The following is a 21,916-nucleotide window of genomic DNA, read 5'->3' as shown; positions in this document are numbered from 1 at the left end:
TGCTTCCGGCGCAGCCGATAGTCTGAGGGCCGACCCACGACCGCACCCTCACCACTTGAGCAGGACGAACATGAAGATCGCAGTCATCGGCGGCACAGGGCTCATCGGTTCCGCCTTGGTCCGGCACCTCGAGGCCATTCCCGCAACCGACGTGGTCGTCATCGCACGCTCCACCGGCGTGGACGTGCTCGATGCCGACCAGCTCGCACAGGCGCTCGAGGGTGTCAGCGCGGTGATCGACGTCATCAACACCGGCGCCGTGACGCGCGACGACTTGGTGTCGTTCTTCTCTGCCAGCACTGCGGCCCTCCTGCATGCAGAGGCCGCGGTGGGCGTGCAGCACCACGTGCTGCTGTCGATCATCGGTGTCGATCAGGCTCCCGAGGAGGCGCATTTCGCCGGAAAGCTCGCACAGGAGAACCTGGTGCGAAGCGCCTCGGTGCCCTACACGATCGTGCGGGCGACCCAGTTCTTCGAGTACGCCGAGATGGCCGTCGGATGGGGGCTCGACGGCGAGACCTCGCACATCCCGCCGTTGCTCATGCAGCCGATCTCGCTCGCAGACACCGCGAGGATGCTGGCGGATGCTGCGGCCGGCGCGCCAGCCAACGGCATCATCGAGATCGCCGGGCCCGAGCGGCACGACCTGGTGGATGTGGCGCGTCGCACGCTGGCCGCAAGCGGTCAGCACCTCGTGCTCGACCCTTCATGGGATGAGAGCGGCACCGGCACCGAGATGGCCGGCAACCTCCTGCTTCCGCACGAGGGTGCCCTGATCGGCACCGATACCCTTCAGCAGTGGTTGGACGAGCGCTCCTCGACGCGATGACGACGTGACCAGGTGCTCGCGCTGATCGACTGAGGCTGCGTCAGAGCGCCGCGAGCGAATCGAGCAGATCCTCCGCAGCCCGAAGCGGGCCGCGGAGATCCTGATCCTCGTGATGCGGTTGCAGCGCGCGGATGTCGACCCCCGCGGGCGCGAGGGCGGGCGGCAGGTGGACCTCGAGCTGAGAGAGCAGGCGCGAGATCGCGAGAAGCTCGCACGCGAGGATGACTCGGTAAGAGGCGACGGCGCGTTCCAGCTGCGCCACACCCTGGGTCGCAAAGCTGGCGTCCTCTTCAGCGCCTCTGGACAGCACGATCGTCCCCAGCGATGCGGGGCTCGCGGCATTGCGGATCTCGGCGAGCGCTCCGGCCGCCGTGTACTCCAGCATCATCAGCCCGGACGAACCCGCCGGCCCGGTCGCGAGGAACGGGGCCAGCCCGGTGAACGCCGGCTCGTTGGTGAGCCGGAGGAGGGCATGGACATTGGTTGCAGACTGCGCGACGGCCAGATTCGTCGCATCGAGGTCGAGCGCGAGCTGGGCTTGGAAGAACGCGCCGTGGTGCGTGGCCGTCCGCGCCTGGATGTCGAAGACGGGGTTCTCCTGTGCCGCATTGAGCACGCGGTGAAGCTGCGAGTCCAGTCGCTCGAGGGCGGTCAGCAGCGCCGCCTGCGTGATGGGGTAGACCCGAAGCCCGAAGGGATCCTGGATGCGCGCGGGCGTCCAGGACGCCCCGTCCAGTAGCGCCCGAACCTCAGCCCCGACGTCGTGGACGTGTGGGGCGGCGGCAGCTGACCCCGCCGTGTCGGAAACGAAGGAGGGGTTGGCCCGGAGCGCGACCGCGGCCAGCGCGAACGCGACTCGTCCCGCGCGATCGAGTCGGCGCATGTCGGCGGACGCGAGAATACCTCGCCCGATCGTGAGGGCGCTGCTGCTGAGGAAGGGCAGCGCGCTGTCGACACCCCAGCGGAGCGCGTGGATCGGCGATCCGGCGCTGCGCTCACCCGCCAACGACAGACCGAGGGCGGCGAGCGCGGCGAGATCTGCGGTGCCGATCGAGCCGACCGTGCCGATCTCGGCCACGGCGCCGCTGTTCAGCGTGTCGGCGAGAGCCGACAAGACAGCGGGATCGATCCCCGATCCCACTCGTGCGAGCTGGGCGAGCCGCGTCGCGACGAACGCTCGCACCGTTCGCGCCGGGAGCAGGTCACCCGTGTCGGTGGCGTGACTTCGGACCAGACGCAACCCGTGATCGGACAGCTCGGTGACCGAGGTCTCTCTGTTCGCACCCACGCCGGTCGATCTGCCGTACGTCGGCGTGGTCTTCGCGATCTCGTCGGCCATGGCCGCGGCGTCAGCGATCGATCGCAGCACATCCGCGGTGAGCCGCACCGGGAGGCCGTCCGCGATCGCGACCACATCTGCCAGAGAGACGGGCACGTCGACATCGAAGGTGATGGGGGCTCGACGCCCCGCCGAATTGCTCACACGCACACTCTTGCGCACAAATTTGCCTTTTGTCTTCGTTTCATAGGGTGGCACGTGTATTTTACTGAGTGGAAACACTGGATGACCGCCGGTGAAACAACATGTTCCTATCGTCAGAGTTGTCGATTTTGGAAAGGCTCCCCATGAGCGAACAGTCCACACGCACTGTGGAACGAGCACTGATACTGCTGGCGAACGTGTGCGAGCAGGGCAGCGCGTCGCTCGCGGACGCCTCCCGGGCCGCCGGCCTTGCGCCCAGCACCGCCCTCCGACTTCTTCGCACTCTCGAGGCGAGCGGCTTCGTTCGTCGTGACGACGAGGGAAGCTACCGTGCCGGCTCGCGGCTGATGCAGCTGGGTGCGCAGGCACTCGGCCACGAGTCACTCATCGACATCTGCCACGACGAGATGGTGGGCCTCGAGGAGGCCACGGGCGAGTCCGTCTACCTGAGCGTCGAGGGACACGCGGCATCCGCCCTCTACATCAGCATCATCGAAGGGTCCCACTCCGTCCGCCACGCGAACTGGGTGGGTCGCACGATCCCGCTCGCCGGGTCGGCGGCAGGACTGGTACTCGGCGGCGAGACCCCCCACGCGGGGTTCGTCATCGTCGAGCGCGGCATCGAGCGCGACGTGACTGCGCTCGCTGCTCCCATCACGGCCGCGGGTCGCATCGTCGCAGCCATCAGCATCCTCGTACCGTCCTACCGCCTGACGGAGAAATCCGCTCAGCAATGCGGCGTCCTCCTGGCCACCGCCGCCCGCCGTCTCTCGGCCGGGCTCACCAATGGAACCGCCCTTTAGGAGCGAACATGATCCGATTCGAAAGCGTCTCCAAGGTCTACGACGACGGCACGACCGCCGTCGACAGCCTCGATCTGGAAGTCCCGACCGGCAGCCTTCTCGCCCTGGTCGGACCATCCGGATGCGGCAAGACGACCTCCCTGCGCATGATCAACCGACTGATCGATCCCACCAGCGGGACCATCACTCTGGACGGCATGGATGTGCTCAGCACCGACAGAGTCACCCTCCGCCGCAAGATCGGGTACGTCATCCAGCACGCGGGGCTGTTTCCGCATCGCACGGTCGTCGACAACGTCGCGGCGCTTCCGCGGCTGCTCGGCGGTGACAAAAAGAAGACCCGCACGCGCGCTCTGGACCTGCTCGAACTGGTCGGCCTCGACGGCCGATTCGCGAACCGCTACCCCTGGCAGCTGTCGGGTGGTCAGCAGCAGCGCGTCGGGGTCGCTCGCGCACTCGCGACAGACCCGCCCTTCCTTCTGATGGACGAACCGTTCAGCGCGGTCGACCCCATCGTGCGCGCACAGCTCCAGGACGAGTTCCTTCGACTCCAAGGCGAGATCGGCAAGACCATCGTGATGGTCACGCACGATATCGATGAAGCACTCAAGCTGGGCGATCGCGTCGCGGTTCTGCGCACCGGCGGAGTGCTCGCCCAGTTCGGCACCCCGCTCGAGCTGCTCACTCAACCGGTCGACACGTTCGTGGCCGATTTCGTGGGCGGCGCCCGCGGCTATCGGGCGTTGGGTTTCGACCGCCTGCCGGGCGAAACCGCCCTCACCCCGCACGCCCCGGTAAAGCTCGGCGAGAGCGTACGGGGTCGCGGGTGGGTCGTCGTCGTCGACGACACCGCTCAGCCCATCGGCTGGGTCGACGGCAGCCGCACCGATACGGCGTCGGTCGCGACGCTGCATCGGACCTCGCGCTTCCTGCCGCGCACGGCGTCTGCTCGCGAACTCCTCGACGGCGCGCTGGCAAGCCCCGGCGGCGCCCTCGGGATCATCGACGCCGACGGCGTATTCGTCGGCGTGCTCACCGCCACGACCGTCGTCGGGTCCGTACAGGGAGTGGCCGCATGAGCATCGACTGGATCTGGGCGAATCTGCAGCAGGTCTGGACGCTGTTCGTCAACCACATCTGGCTGACGCTCATCCCCACCGTTCTCGGTCTGATCATCGCGATCCCCCTCGGCTGGTGGGCGCACCGCTGGCGTCGCGGCGGAGTGGTCATCATCGGCACGGCAGGGCTCCTGTACACGATCCCCTCGCTCGCGCTTTTCATCCTGCTGCCGGCGGTCCTCGGCACACGGGTACTCGATCCGCTGAACATCATCATCGCGCTCACCGTCTATACGGTCGCCCTTCTCGTGCGCGTGGTCTCGGACGGCCTCAGTTCGGTACCGCACGAAACCGTCGCGGCCGCCGAAGCGATGGGCTACCGCGGGTGGCAGCGGCTCTTCCTGGTCGAGATTCCCGTCGCCGTCCCCGTGATCATCGCGGGGCTGCGGGTGGCGGTCGTCTCCAACGTCAGCATCGTCACGATGGCCGCGCTGATCGGCATCCCACAGCTGGGCACGCTCTTCACGCAAGGCTTCCAGCTCCGCCTGTTCGTCCCGCTGATCCTGGGCATCCTTCTGTGCGTCGTGCTCGCCGTGATCTTCGACCAGCTACTGATCCGCATCGGCCGCATCGCGACGCCGTGGCGGCGGAAGGATGTGCCCGCATGACCGTGTTCGAATGGCTCACCGATCCTGCGAATTGGGCGGGGCCACGCGGCATCCCGGTGGAGATCGGCTATCACCTGCTGTACACCGTCATTTCTCTCGCCATCGCGAGCGCGATCGCCATCCCACTCGGCATCTTCATCGGCTTCACCGGCAAGGGCGAGGCCATCGTGGCCGGATCGGCCAACGCGCTTCGGGCACTGCCCACCCTGGGACTGCTGGTGCTGCTGTTCCTCGTCTTGGCACCCGTGATCGCCGGTCAACTGGTGTTCGTCGTTCCCACCATCATCGTGCTGGTACTGCTCGCGATCCCCCCGATCCTGACCGGCACCTACACCGGCATCCAATCCGCGGACGAAGCGGCCGTCGACGCCGCGCGAGGCATGGGATACACCCGCACGCAGATCCTCTGGCGGGTGCAGATGCCCGGCGCAATGCCCCTGCTGCTCTCGGGCCTGCGCGGATCGACCCTGCAGGTCGTTTCCACCGCCACGGTCGCGGCCTACCTCGGCCTGCAGGGCCTCGGCCGCTACATCATCGACGGCCGCGCGCAGGCGGACTTCGCCCAGATGGCCGGCGGCGCGCTGCTGGTGGCGCTCCTCGCCCTCACTCTCGAATTCGTCTTCAGCATCCTCGGCAGGGTGCTGGTCTCGCCCGGCCTCCGGCGCACCACGCGCCGCCGGCGCCCTGATCCCACCGACACAGCCACCGCCGCGCTCACCACCCTGACCGCCGCGGCGAAATGACCGACACACCCCGTCGGCCGCTGTTGCACACCGCACCAAGACCCGAACGTTCCCTCTCCCGAAAGGCACTCACATGCGAAAGCTCTCCCTCGCGACACTGTCCGCGGCATCCGTCGCCGTCGCCCTCGTCCTGACCGGTTGCGCGACCGGCGACCAGGCACTCTCCGGCGGCGACGCGGGCGGCTCGTCCGGCGACGAGATCATCATCGGCTCGGCCGACTTCGCCGAAAGCCAGCTCATCGCCAGCATCTACTCGCTCGCGTTGCAGGACGCGGGCGTCAAGGTGAAGGAGCAGTTCAACATCGGCAGTCGCGAAGTGTATATCGCCGCCCTGAAGGACGGATCGATCGACCTGATCCCCGAATACTCCGGTGCACTGCTGAAATACCTCGACAAGGAGTCCGAGGCATCCACCAGCGAGGATGTCGTCGCCGAACTGACCAAGGCCCTCCCGGAGGGCATAGAGGCATATGAGATCTCGAAGGCGGAAGACAAGGACATCCTCGCCGTCACCGAAGAGACCGCGAAGAAGTACAACCTCACCACAATCTCCGACCTAAAACCGGTAGCTTCCGAGCTCACCCTGGGTGGCCCCGCAGAATGGGCGACCCGCGTGAACGGTGTCGTGGGACTCCGCGACGTGTACGGCCTCGAATTCAAGGAGTTCACGAGCCTCGATGCGGGCGGACCCCTCACGATCACCGCGCTTCTAAATGGCCAGATCCAGGTCGCCGACGTCTTCAGCACCGATCCTGCGCTCACGACGAACAACCTCGTCGCGCTCGAGGATGACAAGTCGCTCTTCGCCGCGGAGAACATCATTCCGGTGATCTCGTCGGCGAAGTCGACCGACACCGTGAAGAAGACGCTCGACGCCGTATCGGCCGCCCTCACCACCGACGCGCTCATCGAGATGAACGGCCAGGCTGCGGAAGGCAAGAGCCTCAGCGAGATCGCTCGGGCCTGGCTCGACTCGTCCGGCGTCTGACTGCTCCGCGCGACCCCTCCAGATCCACCCGCTACACCGAAGGAAACCGATGTCCCGCGAGATCCGTGCCGCACGCGGCAACACCCTGGTCGCCAAGAGCTGGCAGACCGAGGCCGCCATGCGCATGCTCATGAACAACCTCGACCCCGAGGTCGCCGAGCACCCAGAAGACCTGGTCGTCTACGGCGGCACCGGCCGCGCCGCCCGATCCTGGGATGCGTACGATGCCATCGTCCGGACGCTGGAGACACTGGAATCGGACGAGACCCTGCTCGTGCAGTCCGGAAAACCCGTCGGGGTCTTCCGGACGCACGACTGGGCGCCGCGCGTGCTGATCGCGAATTCCAATCTCGTGGGCGACTGGGCGAACTGGCCGGAGTTCCGCCGGCTCGAAGCGCTCGGTCTGACCATGTACGGGCAGATGACTGCGGGATCCTGGATCTACATCGGCACGCAGGGGATCCTGCAGGGCACGTACGAGACCTTCGCCGCGGTGGCGCAGTCACTCGGCCGCGAGTCGCTCGCGGGCACCCTCACCCTCACTGGTGGCGCGGGGGGCATGGGCGGCGCCCAGCCCCTCGCGGTCACCATGAACGGCGGCGCGGCGCTCGTCGTCGATGTCGACGAGTCGCGCCTTGCCCGTCGGGTGGATCACGGCTATCTCGATGAATATTTCACCGATCTGGACGCAGCGCTGGAAAGAGTCCTCGCGGCGAAGGCGGCGGGCGAGGCGCTGTCGGTCGGCATCGCGGGCAACGCCGCGACCATTTTCGCGGAGCTGCTCGAGCGAGCGGTTCCCATCGACATCGTGACCGATCAGACCAGCGCGCACGATCCGCTCGCCTACCTGCCCGAAGGCATCGCCTTCGAGGAGTGGAAGGCCGCCGCCGACGCAGACCCCGAGGGATTCACCACGCGGTCGCGTCGCAGCATGGCCAAGCAGGTCGAGGCGATGGTCGGGTTCCAGGATGCCGGTGCCGCCGTCTTCGACTACGGCAACTCGATCCGCGCCGAGGCGCAGCTCGCCGGTTACGACCGCGCGTTCGCATTCCCCGGCTTCGTCCCGGCCTACATCCGCCCGCAGTTCGAAGAGGGTCGCGGTCCCTTCCGCTGGGCGGCCCTGTCGGGAGACCCCGCAGACATCGCTGCGACCGATCGCGCCGTGCTCGAACTCTTCCCCGAAGACAAGGCCCTCGCACGATGGATCACGCAGGCATCCGAGAAGGTGCACTTCGAAGGACTGCCCGCGCGAATCTGCTGGCTTGGCTACAAGGAGCGTCATATTGCGGGGCTCAAGTTCAATGAGATGGTCGCCTCGGGTGAGATCTCGGCCCCGATCGTGATCGGCCGCGACCACCTCGATTCCGGCTCGGTGGCCTCGCCCTACCGCGAGACCGAAGCCATGAAAGACGGTTCCGACGCGATCGCCGACTGGCCGCTGCTGAACGCGCTGCTGAACACCGCCTCCGGCGCGACCTGGGTGTCCATTCACCACGGAGGCGGTGTCGGCATCGGTCGCAGCATCCACGCCGGCCAGGTCACCGTCGCCGACGGCACCGCTCTGGCTGCGCAGAAGCTCGAGCGCGTGCTCACCAACGACCCCGGCACGGGTGTGATGCGTCACGTCGACGCCGGCTACGAGCACGCCGCCGACATCGCAAGGGAACGGGGCCTTCGGGTACCGATGTGGGAGGGCGAGTGACTGAGCCGGTGACCGAGTTCGACGCCCTCGGGCTCCTTCGGGAGATCGAGGACATCGGGCGCGATCCGCGGCGGGGCGGCTATTCGCGGCATCTTCTCGATGACGCCGACCGCGATCTGCGCGACTGGTTCATCGAACGTGCGGTGCGCCTCGGGCTCGAGGTCACGATCGACCGCAACGCCAATCTCTGGGCGTGGTGGGGCACGCCCGGCCCCGACGCGTTCGTGACCGGCAGTCACCTGGATTCGGTGCCCGGCGGAGGAGCCCACGACGGACCACTCGGTGTCGTCAGCGCGCTGGCCGCAGTCGAACGCTTGCAGGCCCAAGGGTTCGTGCCCACCCGACCGATCGCCGTGGTCGTGTTCGCCGAAGAGGAGGGCTCTCGCTTCGGCATCGCCTGTCTCGGGTCCAGGCTCCTGTCGGGCGCGATCACCCCCTCCCGCTTCGGAGAACTGACGGATGCTGCGGGCCGGCGCTTCGTCGATGTGGCACGTGACGCATCTCTCCCCGACCCGGGCTATGACGCCGAATCGCTCGCGCGCATCGGCGTGTACGTCGAATTGCACGTCGAACAGGGCAAGGGCCTGATCGATCTCGGCGCGCCCGTCGCGGTCGGTTCATCGATCCTCGAGCACGGGCGCTGGCGCATCGACGTGCGCGGCCAGGGCAATCACGCGGGAACGACCGAGATCGCCGATCGACGCGACCCGATGCTTCCGGCCGCGGCCGCCGTGCTCGCCGCCCGCCGTGCCGCGGGCCTCCGCAGCGGCTCGCGCGCCACGATCGGCCGGCTCGAGCCGGTGCCCGGCGGCACGAACGTGATCGCGTCGCGGGTATCGGCGTGGATGGATGTGCGGGCCGAGACCGAGAAGGACACTCGCGACATCGTGGCCGAGGTTCAGGCCGCTGTCGCCGACGCCGCCGCCGCCGAAGGCTGCGACGCATCCGTCGTCGAGGAATCGTACAGCGGCGAAGTGCGGTTCGACCCGCAGCTGCGCGACCGCATCGCCGCCACCCTCGGCGCCGTCCCGGTGCTGCCCACCGGTGCCGGTCACGACGCCGGAGTGCTCGCCGCGCACGTGCCGACCGCCATGCTGTTCGTCCGAAATCCGTCGGGGATCTCGCACGCTCCGGAAGAGGGCGCGGATGACGCGGCCGTGCACGCCGGCGTCGACGCCCTCGTGCGCACCATCGAGGATCTCGCGTGAAGATCTGGGTCGACCGTCTGCTTCGTGAGGGAGTGGTGGAGCGAGGCGTGCTGTTCGAAGCGGATGCTGCGGGCCTGGTGGTATCCGAAGACTCCGCTGTCGACGCGCCCCCCGACGCCGCGTCGCTCGATCTGGCGACTCCCGGTTTCGCGAACGCGCACTCCCACGCCTTCCATCGCGCCCTGCGCGGACGCACCCACCAGTCCGGCTCGTTCTGGACCTGGCGCGAGCTCATGTACCGCGCCGCCGGCCGTCTCACCCCAGACTCCTATCGCGCTCTTGCGGCCGCGGTGTTCTCGGAGATGGTCGCAACGGGATGGACGAGCGTCGGCGAGTTCCATTACGTCCACCACCGCCCCGACGGCAGTGCCTACCCCGACCACGCGATGGAGATCGCGCTCGCGGACGCGGCGGCCGAGGCGGGCATCCGGCTCGTGCTGCTGGACACCTGCTACCTCGCGGGGGGAATCGGCAGACCCCTGTCGAAGGAGCAGACCCGCTTCGGCGATGCCGATGTCGACGAGTGGCTGAGTCGCTGGCGCTCGCTGCACGAGGCTCTCGACGGCCGTTCACCGCTCGTGACGCTCGGCGCCGCGCTGCACTCCGTGCGCGCGGTTCCGCGAGAGGCGCTGGCCCGTGTCGCCCGGGAACTGCCCAGCGACATTCCGCTTCACATCCACCTGTCCGAGCAGCCCGCCGAGAATGAGGACTGCGTCGCGGCGTTCGGTCACACGCCTACCGAGCTACTCGCCGCAGAAGGAGTCCTTGCGCCGCGGTTATCGGTCGTGCATGCCACCCATCTCACCGAGAACGACATCCGTCTGCTCGGCGAGGCGGGGGTGCACGCGGTCTTCTGCCCCACCACCGAGGCCGATCTCGGCGACGGTATCGGGCCGGCGATCGAGCTGATGGATGCGGGAGTCGACATCGCCATCGGATCCGACCAGAACGCCGTCATCGATCCGCTGCTGGAGTTGCGCGGCCTCGAAGCGGGCGAGAGGCTGCGGTCGCTCCGACGCGGCCGCATCGCGCCCGAACGACTCTGGCGCATCGGATCGGCCCACGGATACGCATCGCTCGGTCTTGCCGCGCCCGCGCGGGTCAGTGGTCCGCTGGATCTGGTCGAACTCGATGCGGGTTCCCTTCGCACGGCCGGCAGCAGGAGCGAGCAGCTGCCGCTGACCGCCACCGGCGCAGACGTCCGCCGTACGATCGTGGGCGGCCGCGTCATCACGCACGATCAGACCAGCATCGCCGAGCGCCTCCAGCGCGGCATCACCGCACTGTTCGAGGAGGATAGATGACCACAGAACTTGTCACCGGCATCAGCGAACTGACCACGAACGATCCGGAACGCGGGGGCCTACTCGGGCGGGTGAAGAACGCCGCCGTCGTGATCGATGGCGACACCATCGCGTGGGTGGGGCCTGCCGCCGATGCCCCCGCAGCCGATACGCGCACCGATCTCGGCGGCCGCGCCCTGCTGCCCGGCTGGGTCGATTCCCACACGCACCTCATCTTCTCCGGCGACCGGTCCGAGGAGTTCGAATACCGGATGGCGGGCAACGCCTACCAGGCCGGCGGCATCCGCACGACCGTCCGCGCGACGACGGAAGCATCCGACGAGCAGTTGCGCGCGGGCCTCGCCGCGCGCCGTCGCACGGCACAGCGCAACGGCACGACGTGGATGGAAGTGAAGACCGGCTACGGACTCGATGTCGCCCAAGAGACGCGACTCGCGCGCCTCGCGGCCGAGGTGACGTCCGATGTCACATTCCTCGGTGCACATGTCGTTCCTCCCGACACGCATGCCGACGACTACGTCGCCCTCGTGGTGGGCGACATGCTCGCCGCGGTCCTGCCCTACGTCGCGTGGATCGACGTGTTCTGCGAGCGCGGCGCGTTCGATCCCGACCAGTCGCGGACCGTCTTGGAGGCAGGCAGAGCGGCGGGTCTGGGGCTGCGCGTTCATGGCAATCAGCTCGGCGAGGGCGATGGCGTGAGGCTGGCGGTGGAATTGGGCGCGGCATCCGTCGACCACTGCAACCACCTCGGTCCGCGCGACATCGAGGCACTCGGCTCGGGCGGCACGGTTGCCACGCTGCTGCCCGCGTGCGATCTCAGCACGCGTGAGCCGTTTCCGCCCGCTCGTGCACTGCTGGATGCCGGAGCGACGATCGCGCTGGCGAGCAACGGCAACCCGGGTACCTCGAACACCACGTCGATGGCGTTCTGCGTGGCGACGGCTGTGCTGCAGATGCACCTGACGATCGAGGAGGCGATCTGGGCGGCCACCGCTGGGGGCGCACGGGCTCTTCGCCGTGATGGCGGAGATTCGCCGATCGGCGCGATCATCCCCGGCCACCGTGCCGATCTGCACGCGATCGACGCGCCGTCGGTGTCACACTTCGCATACCGCCCCGGAATGGACCTCACCTACGACGTCTGGGCGAGGGGACGGCGATCTTCGACCTCGCCTAGCCCCTAGGGCTCTGGATGCAGGCCGCGGTGTCCACCAGCGCATCGGTGAAACGCTCGGCGTCGATGTCTACGCCCAAGCCACTGGCCGTGGGAACCGTCGACCGGCCGCCCTGGAGTTGGTCCACCCCTGCGCCCAACTGCGGGGTGGTGACGGTTGCGAAGTTCGTGACACCGGTGAGCAACTCCGGCTGCGCCCCGGCGCCGACGGCGGCTATCTGAGCCGTCGCCAGCGAACTGCCCCAGGTGTCATCGACCGTGAAGGTCATGCCGAGAGCTTGCGCCGCATCACGCATGAGCCGCGCCTTAGTGAGACCGCCCACCCGGCTCGGCTTGAGATTGATCCCGGTGGCACCAACGACGTGTCGGGCGTGCACGAGGTCGGCGAAGGTCACGACGCTCTCGTCGAGGATGAGCGGGAGGTTCGTGTGCGCGCGCAGCTCGGCGCAATCCGCCATGGAGCGGCACGGCTGCTCGAGCCGCACGGGCAGATCGGCGAGCCGGTTCGCCGCGATCAGCGCTGAGGTGAGGGTCCACCCGCCGTTCGCGTCGACCAGCACGGTGCAATTCGGTCCGACCGCGTCGACGACCGCGCGGACGCGGTCAGAGTCTTCGACCGGGTCGTCGCCGACCTTGACCTGGAAGACGCGAAAACCAGCGCGAAGCTCGTCAACCGCGTGCCGCGCCTGGGTCTCGGCACCCGCAACGGGCAATGACGTGAACAGCGGCAGCGTGTCGGTGAGCCGCCCGCCGAGCAACTCGCTGACCGGCAGGTCGACCACCTTCCCGAAGATGTCCCAACACGCGGAGTCGAGGGCGGCTTTCGCGGGATTGTTCGCCAGCAGTTGATGGTCCATGATTCGGCCGACGGCGCCGAGATTGCGAGGATCCTGCCCGATCAGCGCCGGAGCGAGAACGCCCAAGGCCGCCAACTCGCCCTCGAAGAACGACGGAAGATACGTGCGCCCGTGGGGACAGATCTCACCCCACCCGGTGATGCCTCGGTCGGTGTCGATCCGCACGACCAACGAGCGCTGTGAACTCGCCGCCCGTCCGCCGGAGATGCCGTACACACCATCGCGGTAGGCGGCATCGTAGGTGAAGACCTGAACGCGCGTGATCCGCATGCGATCAACGTTACTTCGTCCGCGTCGACCTCTGAGCGAGAGTCCGCATAGGATTCAGCGAGCATCACATTGCGGGTGACGGAGCGAGCGGGGCGAGCACGTGAATCGGCGCATCGAGCTCACGCTGCACAAGCCCTGGTTCGCGCTCTACGGCGGGGTCAGGCCGACGCTGGTGATCGGCGGGCGCGGACAGCCCGTGCAGTGGGGTCTCGGCACGTGGCAGGTGCCGGCGGATGAGGCGGTGGTGATCGGTGTGTTCCTCTTCAACCGGCTATGGCGATTCGGTCAGGCGGAGTTCGTCCTCGAGCCGAGTCACCCGCCATCACTCGAATACCGCGCACCGGCGCTTCCGTTCTTGCGCGGCGGATTTCACTAGGAGCCCCCGATGACCGTCGGAACACCAGCATCCCCCCGCCGCTTCACTTCCCTCGCAGCCGTGCGATGGGTCAACGGCGGCGGGGTCACGACGACTCTTGCCGCGGGTTCTGCATCGGACTTCGCGCGCGGCGACGTGTTCGCGTTGGACGGAGCGCGGTCGTTCGCCGCCGACTGGCGGCTCAGCATCGCGCGGATCGACGGACCGTCGGCCTTCTCGGTGCTGCCGGGGTTCGACCGGGTCTTCGTCGTTCTCGAGGACGACCCGGTAGAGCTCCTGATCGACGGCAGCCTGGTCATCGCCGAGCCGGATGTGCCGATCGCGTTCCCGGGCGAAGCGATTGTGAGTTCACACTCGAGCGGATCATCGCGCGATCTCAATCTGTTCCTGCGGCGCGGTGTGGTCACGGGGGCGCTCCGCATCGGCGAGCACGTCGCGGGGAGTTCGGCGCCCGCGGCATCCGCCGGTTCGGCGCCCGCGCTCGTCGTGCATCTGCCGACGGGCGATCACTGGTGGTCGGCCGAAAACGCCTCACCCTCGTTGCACGCGGCGGTCGTCACGATCGCGGCGGTGTGAGCACCCGGTGACCCGCGACGCGGCTACTCCACGAGCTTTCCGACGACCGACACCTCGCGCATCAGGTCGCTGATTTCGGCGGGGATCGGCGGGATCTCTTCGCGCTGGATGCCGGTGCTCGGCGACCAGACGAGGTTGACCTGCAGCGCGGGGTCGAGCTCGGGATAGTCACTGCGGTTGTGGCATCCGCGTGTCTCACGTCGTTCGAGGGCGGCTTCGAGCGTGGCCCGTGCGGCCAGTGCCGCGGATTTCAGGTCGAATGCGTGGGCGAGATCGTGGTACCCCGCGATATCGGGGTGCACGCCGATGCCCGCCATCCGCGACTCGATCCGGTCGAGTTCTGCCAGGCCCGCCAGCAGGCCCTCTTCATCTCGCACGACACCGGCGTGCTCGGTCATCGTGTTCCTGATGGCACGCTGCAATGCCCGGACGTTCTCCGTGCCGTCGGCTGCGAGCAGGTCTGCGATGTCGGCTCGGGCCGTCGCGACTGCGGCGGCCGACCGAGTCTGCGCGGGCAGCGACGCGGCGTAGGCGGCGGCCGCCTGCCCGACGATGCGCCCGAAGACCAGGAGTTCGATCAACGAGTTGCCGCCGAGCCGGTTGGCTCCGTGCAGGCCGGAGGACGCCTCGCCGATGGCGTAGAGGCCGGGCACGTCGGTCGCGTGATCGGATGAGCGCACCCACACCCCACCCATCGAGTAGTGCGCGGTCGGCGCGATCTCGATGGGGTCGGTGGTGATGTCGAGCATCTGCAGTTCGAGCATCGTCTGGTAGACGCGCGGCAGCCTCGTCATGATGGTCTCGCGGGGCAGGTGCGACACGTCCAGCCACACGCCGCCGTTCGGCGTCCCTCGACCTTCTTTGATCTCGGTGTAGCAGGCCAGCGCGACGCGATCGCGAGTGGAGAGTTCGAGCCGCTCCGGGTCGTACCGGTGCATGAAGCGCTCGCCGATGCCGTTGCGCAGGATGCCGCCCTCACCCCGCGCGGCTTCCGAGATGAGGGTGCCGGCGGCGTTCTCGGGTTCGATGATGCCGCTCGGGTGGAATTGCACGAGCTCGGGGTCACGGAGTCGGCCACCGGCTTCGACCGCAAGTCGGAACGAGTCTCCGGTGTTCTCGTCGCGGCGCGACGATGTGCGACGCCAGATGCGGTTGTGGCCGCCGGCGGCGAGGATGACGGCGTCGGCGTGGATCAGATAGCGCGTCCCGTCTTCGAGGTCGAAGCCGTAGGCGCCGAAGACGGCCCCGTCATCGTTGACCAGGATGCGCGTGACATAGATCGTGTCGAGGATGCGGACGTCGAGCTGGGCTGCTCGATTGACGAGGGTGCGCTGGATCTCGAGACCGGTGTAGTCGCCCGCGAACGCCGTCCGCCGGTAGGTGTGTGCGCCGAAGAAGCGCTGCGAGATGCGCCCGTCCTCCTCGCGCGCGAACGGCATGCCATAACGTTCCAGGTCGTCGATGCCGCGCGCCGCGCCAGAGGTCACGATCTCCACCGTGTGGGGATTGGCGAGCAGGTAGCTCTCTTTCAGGGTGTCCGCAGCATGCTGCTGCCAGGTATCGTCGGCGTCCATCGTGCCCAGGGCCGCGTTGATGCCGCCGGCTGCGAGGGAGGTGTGCGCGTCCGATTTGGCACGCTTGCCGAGCACGAGCACATCGACGCCGCCCTCGGCGAGTTCGATCGCTGCCCGCAGGCCCGAGCCTCCGGCGCCGATCACGAGGACAGTGGTGGACAGCTGGCGTTCTGAAATGGTCACGCGTCCAGCCTCGTGCGCCGGATTGCATCTGTCCAATGCATAGTTACAATCGCTTCGATAGCGATACGCTATACAGCGTGAACCTCGAGCAGATGCGAAGCTTCGTTGCCGTTGCGCAGTTGCGCAGTTTCACGCGCGCCGCCGAGCACCTCCACCTCGCGCAACCGTCGCTCAGCCGTCAGATCTCCACCCTCGAGAACGACTTGGGCGCCGAGCTGTTCCACCGCTCGCGCGGCGGGAGCACACTGACGTTCGCCGGCGAGTCGCTCCTGCCGATGGCTCGGCGAATGCTGGCCGACGCGGATTCGATCCGCCGCGACCTCGCCGAAATCGCGGGACTCCGACGGGGGCGCGTGCGGTTGGGAGCAACACCGACTCTGTGCATCAGCCTCGTCGCCGAGGTGCTCAGCGCCTTCCGCGCCGCCCATCCGGCGATCGAGTTGCAGGTGTCCGAGCACGGATCCCGCCGTCTGCTCGAAGAACTGGCAGGTGGCGAGCTCGATCTCGCGCTCATCACGACATCTGCTGCGACGTCGACGGAGCACTTCACCGTGACCCCGCTGCTGGTCGAAGAGCTCGTGCTGATCTCCTCACGCAGCGCTGAGCCGGTGACCACGCATCCCACCGTCGACCTGGTCGACATCGCGCGCCTCCCGCAGATCGCCCTCCACTCGACCTACGACCTCCGCATCGCCACGGATGCCGCGTTCGAGGCCGCCGGGCTTCACCCCCACACCGTGATCGAGGGTGTGGAGATGGACGCGGCACTCCGCTTCGTCGAGCGAGGAATGGGTGTCGCCATCGTTCCGGCCATGGTGCTCATCGACCGACCGGGGCTGCAATCGGTGCGACTCACCGAACAACCGTTCACGCGCACGATCAGTGTCGCTCGGCCCGCCGATCTGTCTCCCACTGCGGCAGTCCGAGTCATGCAGCGCACCATCACCGACACCGCGACCGCGCTGGCCGAACAGACCGGCGCCACCCTGCAACTCGCCGGCGAAGCGCCTCAGGCCGGCGGGCGCTCTGCCGCCCAGTAGTCCCGCGGCACCGCCGCGATGAGCTGCCGGGTATACGCCTCAACCGGAGCCCGCAGCATCCGCGCCGTCTCCCCCTGCTCGATGACCCGACCGCTCTTGAGCACGAGCGTGCGTTCACAGGTCTCGCGAATGACCGCGAGGTTGTGGCTCACGAACACCATCGAAAGGGAACGCTCTGCGCGAATGCGGCGCAGCGTCTCCAGAAGCTGAGCCTGCACCGAGACATCGAGCGCGCTCGTGGCCTCATCGAGCACCAGCAGCTCGGGTTCTACGGCGAGCGCCTTCGCGATCGCCACCCGCTGCCGCTGCCCTCCGGAGAGGGCGCGCGGAACGAGACGCGCCATGTTCGGAGCCAGCCCGACGTCGCTGAGGAGATCTGCGACGCGCGACGCGACATCCACTCCCCTGCCCTGGTCGTGAAGGCGGATCATGTCGGCGATAGCCGCGCCGACCGGGATGCGAGGGTCGAGCGAGAGGTACGGATCCTGGAAGACGATCTGGGTCGACCGCGCCCGCAGCAGCCGCTCCGCCGAGCGCAGGCGACGACGCCGACCGATGGTGAGTCCGTCGACCACGATCTCGCCGGAATCGGGAGCCTCGAGCGCGACCAGCATCCGCGCGATGGTGGACTTGCCCGAGCCTGATTCACCGACGATGCCGAGACTCTCACCGCGCTGCACGGTGAACGACACATCATCGAGCGCCTGCACATCGGTCGTTCCCAGCCGATAGCGCTTGCTGATGCCGGTGACCTTCACGATGGGAACAGGCTCGGATTCCGGGGCCGACCTCTCCTGCGTCCGGGCCGGTGTCGGGCCGTCGAGCGAGGGCGTCGCGGCGAGCAGCGCTTTGGTGTACTCGGCCGACGGCTGTCCGAACACGCGCCGCACCGGGCCGTCCTCCAGAAAGCGGCCGGCTTTCATCACGTACACGCGATCGCAGAAGTCGGAGGCGAGGTTGAGGTCGTGGGTGATGAAGAGCATCCCCATCCTCCGCGCCGCTTTCTGTTCGCGCAGGATGCTGATGATCTCGGCCTGCGTCGTCACGTCGAGCGCTGTGGTCGGTTCGTCGCAGAGCAGCAGCCGAGGCTCGGTCGAAAGTGCTGCGGCGATCATGATGCGCTGCAGCATGCCGCCGGAGAACTCGTGCGGATGCCGATGCAGAGTCTCATCGGTGTCAGGCAGGCCCACGGACGCGAGCAGCCGGCGCGCGCGGCCCGATGCCTCGGTCGCCGCGACGCCGGTGTTGCGGAGCGACTCGGTGAGGAAGTCGCCGACGCGGCGCAGCGGATTGATGCCGGATCGCGGGTCTTGGAAGATCATCGATGCCACGGTGCTGCGCTGCCGGCGGAGCACGCTCGGCGACGCGCCGATCATCTCCACGCCATCCAGCAGCGCCGATCCCGACATCTGCACGCGATCGGGAAACAGGCCGAGCGCGATACGGGCGGTGAGCGACTTGCCGGATCCGCTCTCTCCGACGATGGCGACGGTCTCACCCTCGGCGACCTCGAGCGAGATCCCGTCGAGCAGGCGGAGTTCACCCAGCCGCATCCCGACGTCGTTCATACGCAGAAGTGTCACGCGCGCTTCCCTCCTGAGATGCGGTCGGCGAATTCTTGGCCGACGATGTTGACGCATACCACCACGACGACGACCGCGACGGCCGGCACGAGCGAGGGCAGAGGATGCCCCGAGAGAACGCCGGCCGCGCCGTCCCTGACCATCGAGCCCCAGTCGGAGGTAGGCGGCTGAACCCCGATGCCCAGGAAGCTGAGCGCCGCGAGATCCATGAGCACATACCCGAAGTTGAGACCGGACTGGCCGAGCACCGTCGGCGACACGTTCGGGAGCACGCGGCGAAGCGCGACCCACGGCCCGCTGAAGCCTTGCACGCGGTACGCGGCGACATAGGGGCGAGACCGCTCTGAAAGGACGAGCGAGCGCACGAGCCGGGCGACATACGGGATGTAGGCGATGCACATGGCGATGACCGGGGAAACACCGCCGGCACCGAAGATCGCCACGAAGAGGATGGCCAGCAGCAGCCCGGGGAAGCTGAACAGGATGTCGAAGATGCGCGTCAGCACCCAGTCGACCGGGCCGCCGATCCACGCTGCGACCAGGCCCAGCAGCATTCCGACGACGGTCGTGATGACGACGGTGACAGCCGGCCCGGTGAGCGAGATCCGACCACCGTAGAGGAGGCGGGAGAGGGTGTCGCGACCCGAGGCATCCGTTCCGAGCCAGTGGACCGGAGATGGCCCCGCGTACGGGTTGGCGAGGTCGAGGGCATCGGGGTCGTACGGAGCGATGAAGGGCGCGAGGATGGCCCCGGCCACGACGAGTACGAGGACGATCACGGCGAACCAGTACAGTCCGCTGCCGATCCGCAGCCCGGAGAAGCGGGTGCGGGGTGCCAGGGCGCTTCCGGCGGTCATCGGGCGGCCTCGCCCGCTGCGGCCCGCGGATCCAGCAACGGCATGAGCAGGTCGACGATCGCGTTGACCACGACGAATGCCACCACGACGATGAGCACGATGGCTTGCACGACGGGGAAGTCCTTTCGGTCGACCGCCTCGATGAGGAGGGATCCGATGCCGGAGAGCCCGAAGCTCTCCTCGACGATGGAACTGGAGACCAGCAGACCCGCGACCACCAGTCCGCTGACGGTCACGATCGGACCGAGAGCGTTGCGCAGGACGTGACGGCGCACCACGACGGGCTGGGGGATGCCGCGGCTGGTGGCCACCTCGACGTGCTCACGGTGGAACTGCTCGATCATCGACGATCGGGTGACCCGTCCGACGAGGGCGATGAAGGTGATGGCCAGCGCGATCGACGGCAGCGTCAGGTGGTACAGCCCGTCGACGAACCCGACTCCCGCCCCGAAGGCGGGGAACCACCCCAGCTGCACCGCGAAGACCGAGATCAGCGCGATCGCCGCCACGAACGAAGGGATCGCCGAGAAGCCGCTGAGGGTGACGAGGATTCCACGATCGGTGAGGCGGTTGCGCCGGAGCGACGCGATGATGCCCGCAGCGAGCCCTACGACGCCGATGATGATCCCCGACAGCGCGACCAGCCCGAGCGTGGTGGGCAGGCGGGCGCCGATGAGAGTGGCCACGCTGTCGCGGAACTGGAGTGACCGACCGAAATCCCCGTGCAGCACGCCCCCCAGCCAGTTCACGTATTGCACCACGACCGGCTGGTCGAGGCCATATGAAGCGCGGATCGACGCGATCGCCGCGGGATCGACATCGCGGCCCTGGATCAGGTAGCTGACGGGGTCACCGGGGATCAGGTAGAGCGAGTAGTACACGAGGAACGATGCCACCACGAGGGTGAGCAGCAGTGTTCCCAGCTGGCGCGCGATCCTCCAGAGCAGCGACATGGTCAGGCCGCGCCGATCATTGCGGCCCACGGGTAGTAGAGGAACGCGATGGACGGCGCGACGCCGGTGATGCGCTTGTTCAGCCAGACGGTGGTCGGCGATGAGTAGAGCGGCAGCCAGGGCAGCTCCTCGTTCGCGATCACCTGCATCTGCGCTTCGCTGGTTCCGCGAGCGATCGGGTCGAGCTCGGATGTCGCAGTCGCGAACGCGGCGTCGTACTCACTGTTGGACCAGCCGCCGTAGTTGCTGAAGTTGTCGGACTGCAGCACGGCCAGGGTGTCGAGCGGATCGGACGTGGAGTTGTAGAAGTTGGTGAAGAAGAGGTCGATCCCCTCCCGAGCCGCGGGATCGACGAAGAGCGCACCGTACTTGTCGGGTGAGATGGTCTTGATCTCGGGAACGAGCCCGATCGCCGTGGCCGCAGACGACACCGCTTGCGCGATGATGCTCTCCGCGACCGAAGCCGGCGACATCGCGATGACGATCTTCTGGCCCGACACGCCGGCGTCGGTGACGAGCTTCTTGGCGGCCGCCACGTCGTAGCCGTAGGTCTTCAGGTCATCGAAGGCCTTCGCCTTGGCATCCGCTCCGGCATCGGTCCACACGGTCGGTGTGGTGAAGGCGTCGGTTAGGGACGCGTAGCCGTTCTCGGCGGCGGAGATGAGACCCTTGCGATCGGTGGCCATGAGGAGCGCCTGGCGGACGTTCTTGTCGCCGAGGGGCCCATTGAGATCGCTGACGATCTCGCTGCTGACGGCGGTGTTCACGCCGAAATACACTCCGCCCGCCCCGGATGCCTTCAGCTGCTCGATTCCGCTCGTCGGCACCTGCCATCCGCCGTCGACGTCGCCGGACTGGAACGCGGTGACGCGGGCGCTCGGATCGCCGAGGAATACGAACTTCACTTCTTTCGAATGGGCGGCGAGATCGGCATCCCAATAGCCGTCGTATCGTTCCAGCGTGATGGAAGAGCCAGGGCTCCAGCTGCCGAACGAGAACGGGCCCGTGCAGTTGACGCCCGTGGTCGGGTTGCCGTAGTCGGCCCCGTCCTTCGCAAGGGTCGCCGCCGACTCGACCACGCCGGGGGTGGCCGCCATGTAGCTGTTGAACTGCGAGTCGGGCACGGTCGTGGTGACGGTGACCTGCATCGGCCCCGTCTGATCGATCGAGGCGACGTTCTGGTAGGCGCTGGCCCAGTACGATCCCACCTCCGGATCGAGGTTGCGCTTCAACGAGGCGACGACATCCGCAGCTGTCAGGGCAGTGCCATCGTGGAACGTGACGCCCTCGCGGATGTCGTAGACCCAGGTCGTCGGAGTCGGGTTCGAGAACGCGGTCGCAAGCCCGGGCGAGACGGAGAGATCGGGATTCCAGCGCAGCAGCGACTCGCACACGTTCGCCAGGATCTGGTTCGGCGGGTAGTCGAAGGCGTACGTGTACGCGAGGCTCGTCGGCTCGGCGGACAGCGACCACGTGAACGAGTCGAGGTCGCCCGACGGCTGCGCGGTCTGGGCGGTGAGCTCGAAGTCGACGGCCTTCGCCGTCGCATTCGGGTCGGGTGACGTGCACGCGGAGAGCATCGTCACCGCGACGGCGAGGGCTCCGACGGAGGCGACGATGCGTGCCTTCCGCCTCGGGGAGGACGGGTGTGCAGTGAACATGTGTACTCGATTCCAGACGGGTGCGG

20 protein-coding genes are annotated in these 21,916 nt (G+C 67.8%); 13 read left to right on the top strand and 7 right to left on the bottom strand.

The window, feature by feature from the left end:
• Window positions 1-70: 70 nt before the first annotated feature.
• Window positions 71-829, top strand: coding sequence for an SDR family oxidoreductase (locus ACFE6Z_RS14020; RefSeq protein WP_375386312.1), 759 nt, complete (start codon window positions 71-73; stop codon window positions 827-829).
• Window positions 830-869: 40 nt separating this feature from the next.
• Here the strand turns inward: ACFE6Z_RS14020 and ACFE6Z_RS14015 are convergent, their stop codons facing one another.
• The gene (locus tag ACFE6Z_RS14015) at window positions 870-2,312 is read right to left on the bottom strand and encodes an aromatic amino acid lyase (protein ID WP_375386311.1); all 1,443 of its coding nucleotides are present in this window, start codon (window positions 2,310-2,312) and stop codon (window positions 870-872) included.
• A gap of 143 nt (window positions 2,313-2,455) precedes the next feature.
• Here ACFE6Z_RS14015 and ACFE6Z_RS14010 point away from each other — a divergent pair, with 143 nt between their 5' ends.
• The 9 genes from ACFE6Z_RS14010 to hutI all read left to right on the top strand — a co-directional run bounded on the left by ACFE6Z_RS14010 (window position 2,456) and on the right by hutI (window position 11,970).
• A complete protein-coding gene (locus tag ACFE6Z_RS14010; RefSeq protein ID WP_375386310.1) occupies window positions 2,456-3,115 on the top strand; it encodes an IclR family transcriptional regulator in 660 nt (219 codons plus the stop codon).
• Between the two features lie 8 nt (window positions 3,116-3,123).
• Entirely contained in the window at window positions 3,124-4,194 is a 1,071-nt protein-coding gene (locus ACFE6Z_RS14005; protein ID WP_375386309.1) for an ABC transporter ATP-binding protein, read from the top strand.
• Window positions 4,191-4,841 carry an ABC transporter permease gene (locus ACFE6Z_RS14000; RefSeq protein WP_375386308.1) on the top strand — a complete coding sequence of 217 codons (651 nt, stop codon included), beginning with the start codon at window positions 4,191-4,193 and terminating at the stop codon, window positions 4,839-4,841. The genes ACFE6Z_RS14005 and ACFE6Z_RS14000 overlap by 4 nt, the downstream gene beginning before the upstream one ends.
• Window positions 4,838-5,584 (top strand): ABC transporter permease, encoded by a 747-nt coding sequence (locus ACFE6Z_RS13995; protein WP_375386307.1) that lies wholly within the window; start codon window positions 4,838-4,840, stop codon window positions 5,582-5,584. The genes ACFE6Z_RS14000 and ACFE6Z_RS13995 overlap by 4 nt, the downstream gene beginning before the upstream one ends.
• A gap of 73 nt (window positions 5,585-5,657) precedes the next feature.
• On the top strand, window positions 5,658-6,572 hold the full coding sequence (locus ACFE6Z_RS13990; protein ID WP_375386306.1) for an ABC transporter substrate-binding protein: 915 nt from the start codon (window positions 5,658-5,660) through the stop codon (window positions 6,570-6,572).
• Between the two features lie 49 nt (window positions 6,573-6,621).
• Window positions 6,622-8,274, top strand: coding sequence for a urocanate hydratase (gene hutU / locus ACFE6Z_RS13985; protein ID WP_375386305.1), 1,653 nt, complete (start codon window positions 6,622-6,624; stop codon window positions 8,272-8,274).
• Window positions 8,271-9,482 carry an allantoate amidohydrolase gene (locus ACFE6Z_RS13980; RefSeq protein ID WP_375386304.1) on the top strand — a complete coding sequence of 404 codons (1,212 nt, stop codon included), beginning with the start codon at window positions 8,271-8,273 and terminating at the stop codon, window positions 9,480-9,482. The genes hutU and ACFE6Z_RS13980 overlap by 4 nt, the downstream gene beginning before the upstream one ends.
• Window positions 9,479-10,786, top strand: a complete 1,308-nt coding sequence (locus ACFE6Z_RS13975) for a formimidoylglutamate deiminase (protein ID WP_375386303.1) — start codon at window positions 9,479-9,481, stop codon at window positions 10,784-10,786. Before ACFE6Z_RS13980 ends, ACFE6Z_RS13975 begins: the two co-directional genes overlap by 4 nt.
• The gene (gene hutI, locus ACFE6Z_RS13970) at window positions 10,783-11,970 is read left to right on the top strand and encodes an imidazolonepropionase (protein ID WP_375386302.1); all 1,188 of its coding nucleotides are present in this window, start codon (window positions 10,783-10,785) and stop codon (window positions 11,968-11,970) included. The genes ACFE6Z_RS13975 and hutI overlap by 4 nt, the downstream gene beginning before the upstream one ends.
• Here the strand turns inward: hutI and ACFE6Z_RS13965 are convergent.
• On the bottom strand, window positions 11,960-13,087 hold the full coding sequence (locus ACFE6Z_RS13965; protein ID WP_375386301.1) for a mandelate racemase/muconate lactonizing enzyme family protein: 1,128 nt from the start codon (window positions 13,085-13,087) through the stop codon (window positions 11,960-11,962). The two genes, hutI and ACFE6Z_RS13965, sit on opposite strands and share 11 nt — an antisense overlap.
• A gap of 100 nt (window positions 13,088-13,187) precedes the next feature.
• Here ACFE6Z_RS13965 and ACFE6Z_RS13960 point away from each other — a divergent pair, with 100 nt between their 5' ends.
• The gene (locus ACFE6Z_RS13960) at window positions 13,188-13,463 is read left to right on the top strand and encodes a hypothetical protein (RefSeq protein ID WP_375386300.1); all 276 of its coding nucleotides are present in this window, start codon (window positions 13,188-13,190) and stop codon (window positions 13,461-13,463) included.
• Window positions 13,464-13,472: 9 nt separating this feature from the next.
• A complete protein-coding gene (locus tag ACFE6Z_RS13955; RefSeq protein ID WP_375386299.1) occupies window positions 13,473-14,039 on the top strand; it encodes a HutD family protein in 567 nt (188 codons plus the stop codon).
• Window positions 14,040-14,062: 23 nt separating this feature from the next.
• Here ACFE6Z_RS13955 and ACFE6Z_RS13950 read toward each other — a convergent pair whose 3' ends face one another.
• Window positions 14,063-15,796 (bottom strand): L-aspartate oxidase, encoded by a 1,734-nt coding sequence (locus ACFE6Z_RS13950; RefSeq protein WP_375386298.1) that lies wholly within the window; start codon window positions 15,794-15,796, stop codon window positions 14,063-14,065.
• A gap of 77 nt (window positions 15,797-15,873) precedes the next feature.
• Here ACFE6Z_RS13950 and ACFE6Z_RS13945 point away from each other — a divergent pair, with 77 nt between their 5' ends.
• Window positions 15,874-16,836, top strand: a complete 963-nt coding sequence (locus ACFE6Z_RS13945) for a LysR family transcriptional regulator (RefSeq protein WP_375386297.1) — start codon at window positions 15,874-15,876, stop codon at window positions 16,834-16,836.
• On the opposite strand, the gene ACFE6Z_RS13940 is transcribed toward ACFE6Z_RS13945, so the two are convergent.
• Genes ACFE6Z_RS13940 through ACFE6Z_RS13925 form a run of 4 tightly spaced genes read right to left on the bottom strand, consistent with a single transcriptional unit; the run spans window position 16,806 to window position 21,890 of the window.
• The gene (locus ACFE6Z_RS13940; protein ID WP_375386296.1) at window positions 16,806-18,419 is read right to left on the bottom strand and encodes a dipeptide ABC transporter ATP-binding protein; all 1,614 of its coding nucleotides are present in this window, start codon (window positions 18,417-18,419) and stop codon (window positions 16,806-16,808) included. The two genes, ACFE6Z_RS13945 and ACFE6Z_RS13940, sit on opposite strands and share 31 nt — an antisense overlap.
• Window positions 18,416-19,276, bottom strand: coding sequence for an ABC transporter permease (locus ACFE6Z_RS13935; RefSeq protein ID WP_375386295.1), 861 nt, complete (start codon window positions 19,274-19,276; stop codon window positions 18,416-18,418). The genes ACFE6Z_RS13940 and ACFE6Z_RS13935 overlap by 4 nt, the downstream gene beginning before the upstream one ends.
• Window positions 19,273-20,259 (bottom strand): ABC transporter permease, encoded by a 987-nt coding sequence (locus tag ACFE6Z_RS13930; protein WP_375386294.1) that lies wholly within the window; start codon window positions 20,257-20,259, stop codon window positions 19,273-19,275. The genes ACFE6Z_RS13935 and ACFE6Z_RS13930 overlap by 4 nt, the downstream gene beginning before the upstream one ends.
• Window positions 20,232-21,890, bottom strand: a complete 1,659-nt coding sequence (locus ACFE6Z_RS13925) for an ABC transporter substrate-binding protein (RefSeq protein WP_375386293.1) — start codon at window positions 21,888-21,890, stop codon at window positions 20,232-20,234. Before ACFE6Z_RS13925 ends, ACFE6Z_RS13930 begins: the two co-directional genes overlap by 28 nt.
• Window positions 21,891-21,916: the final 26 nt, after the last annotated feature.

The organism is uncultured Microbacterium sp., from assembly GCF_964244775.1.
Classification (GTDB): Bacteria; Actinomycetota; Actinomycetes; order Actinomycetales; family Microbacteriaceae; genus Microbacterium.
This window is presented reverse-complemented; position numbering and strand designations above follow the sequence as displayed.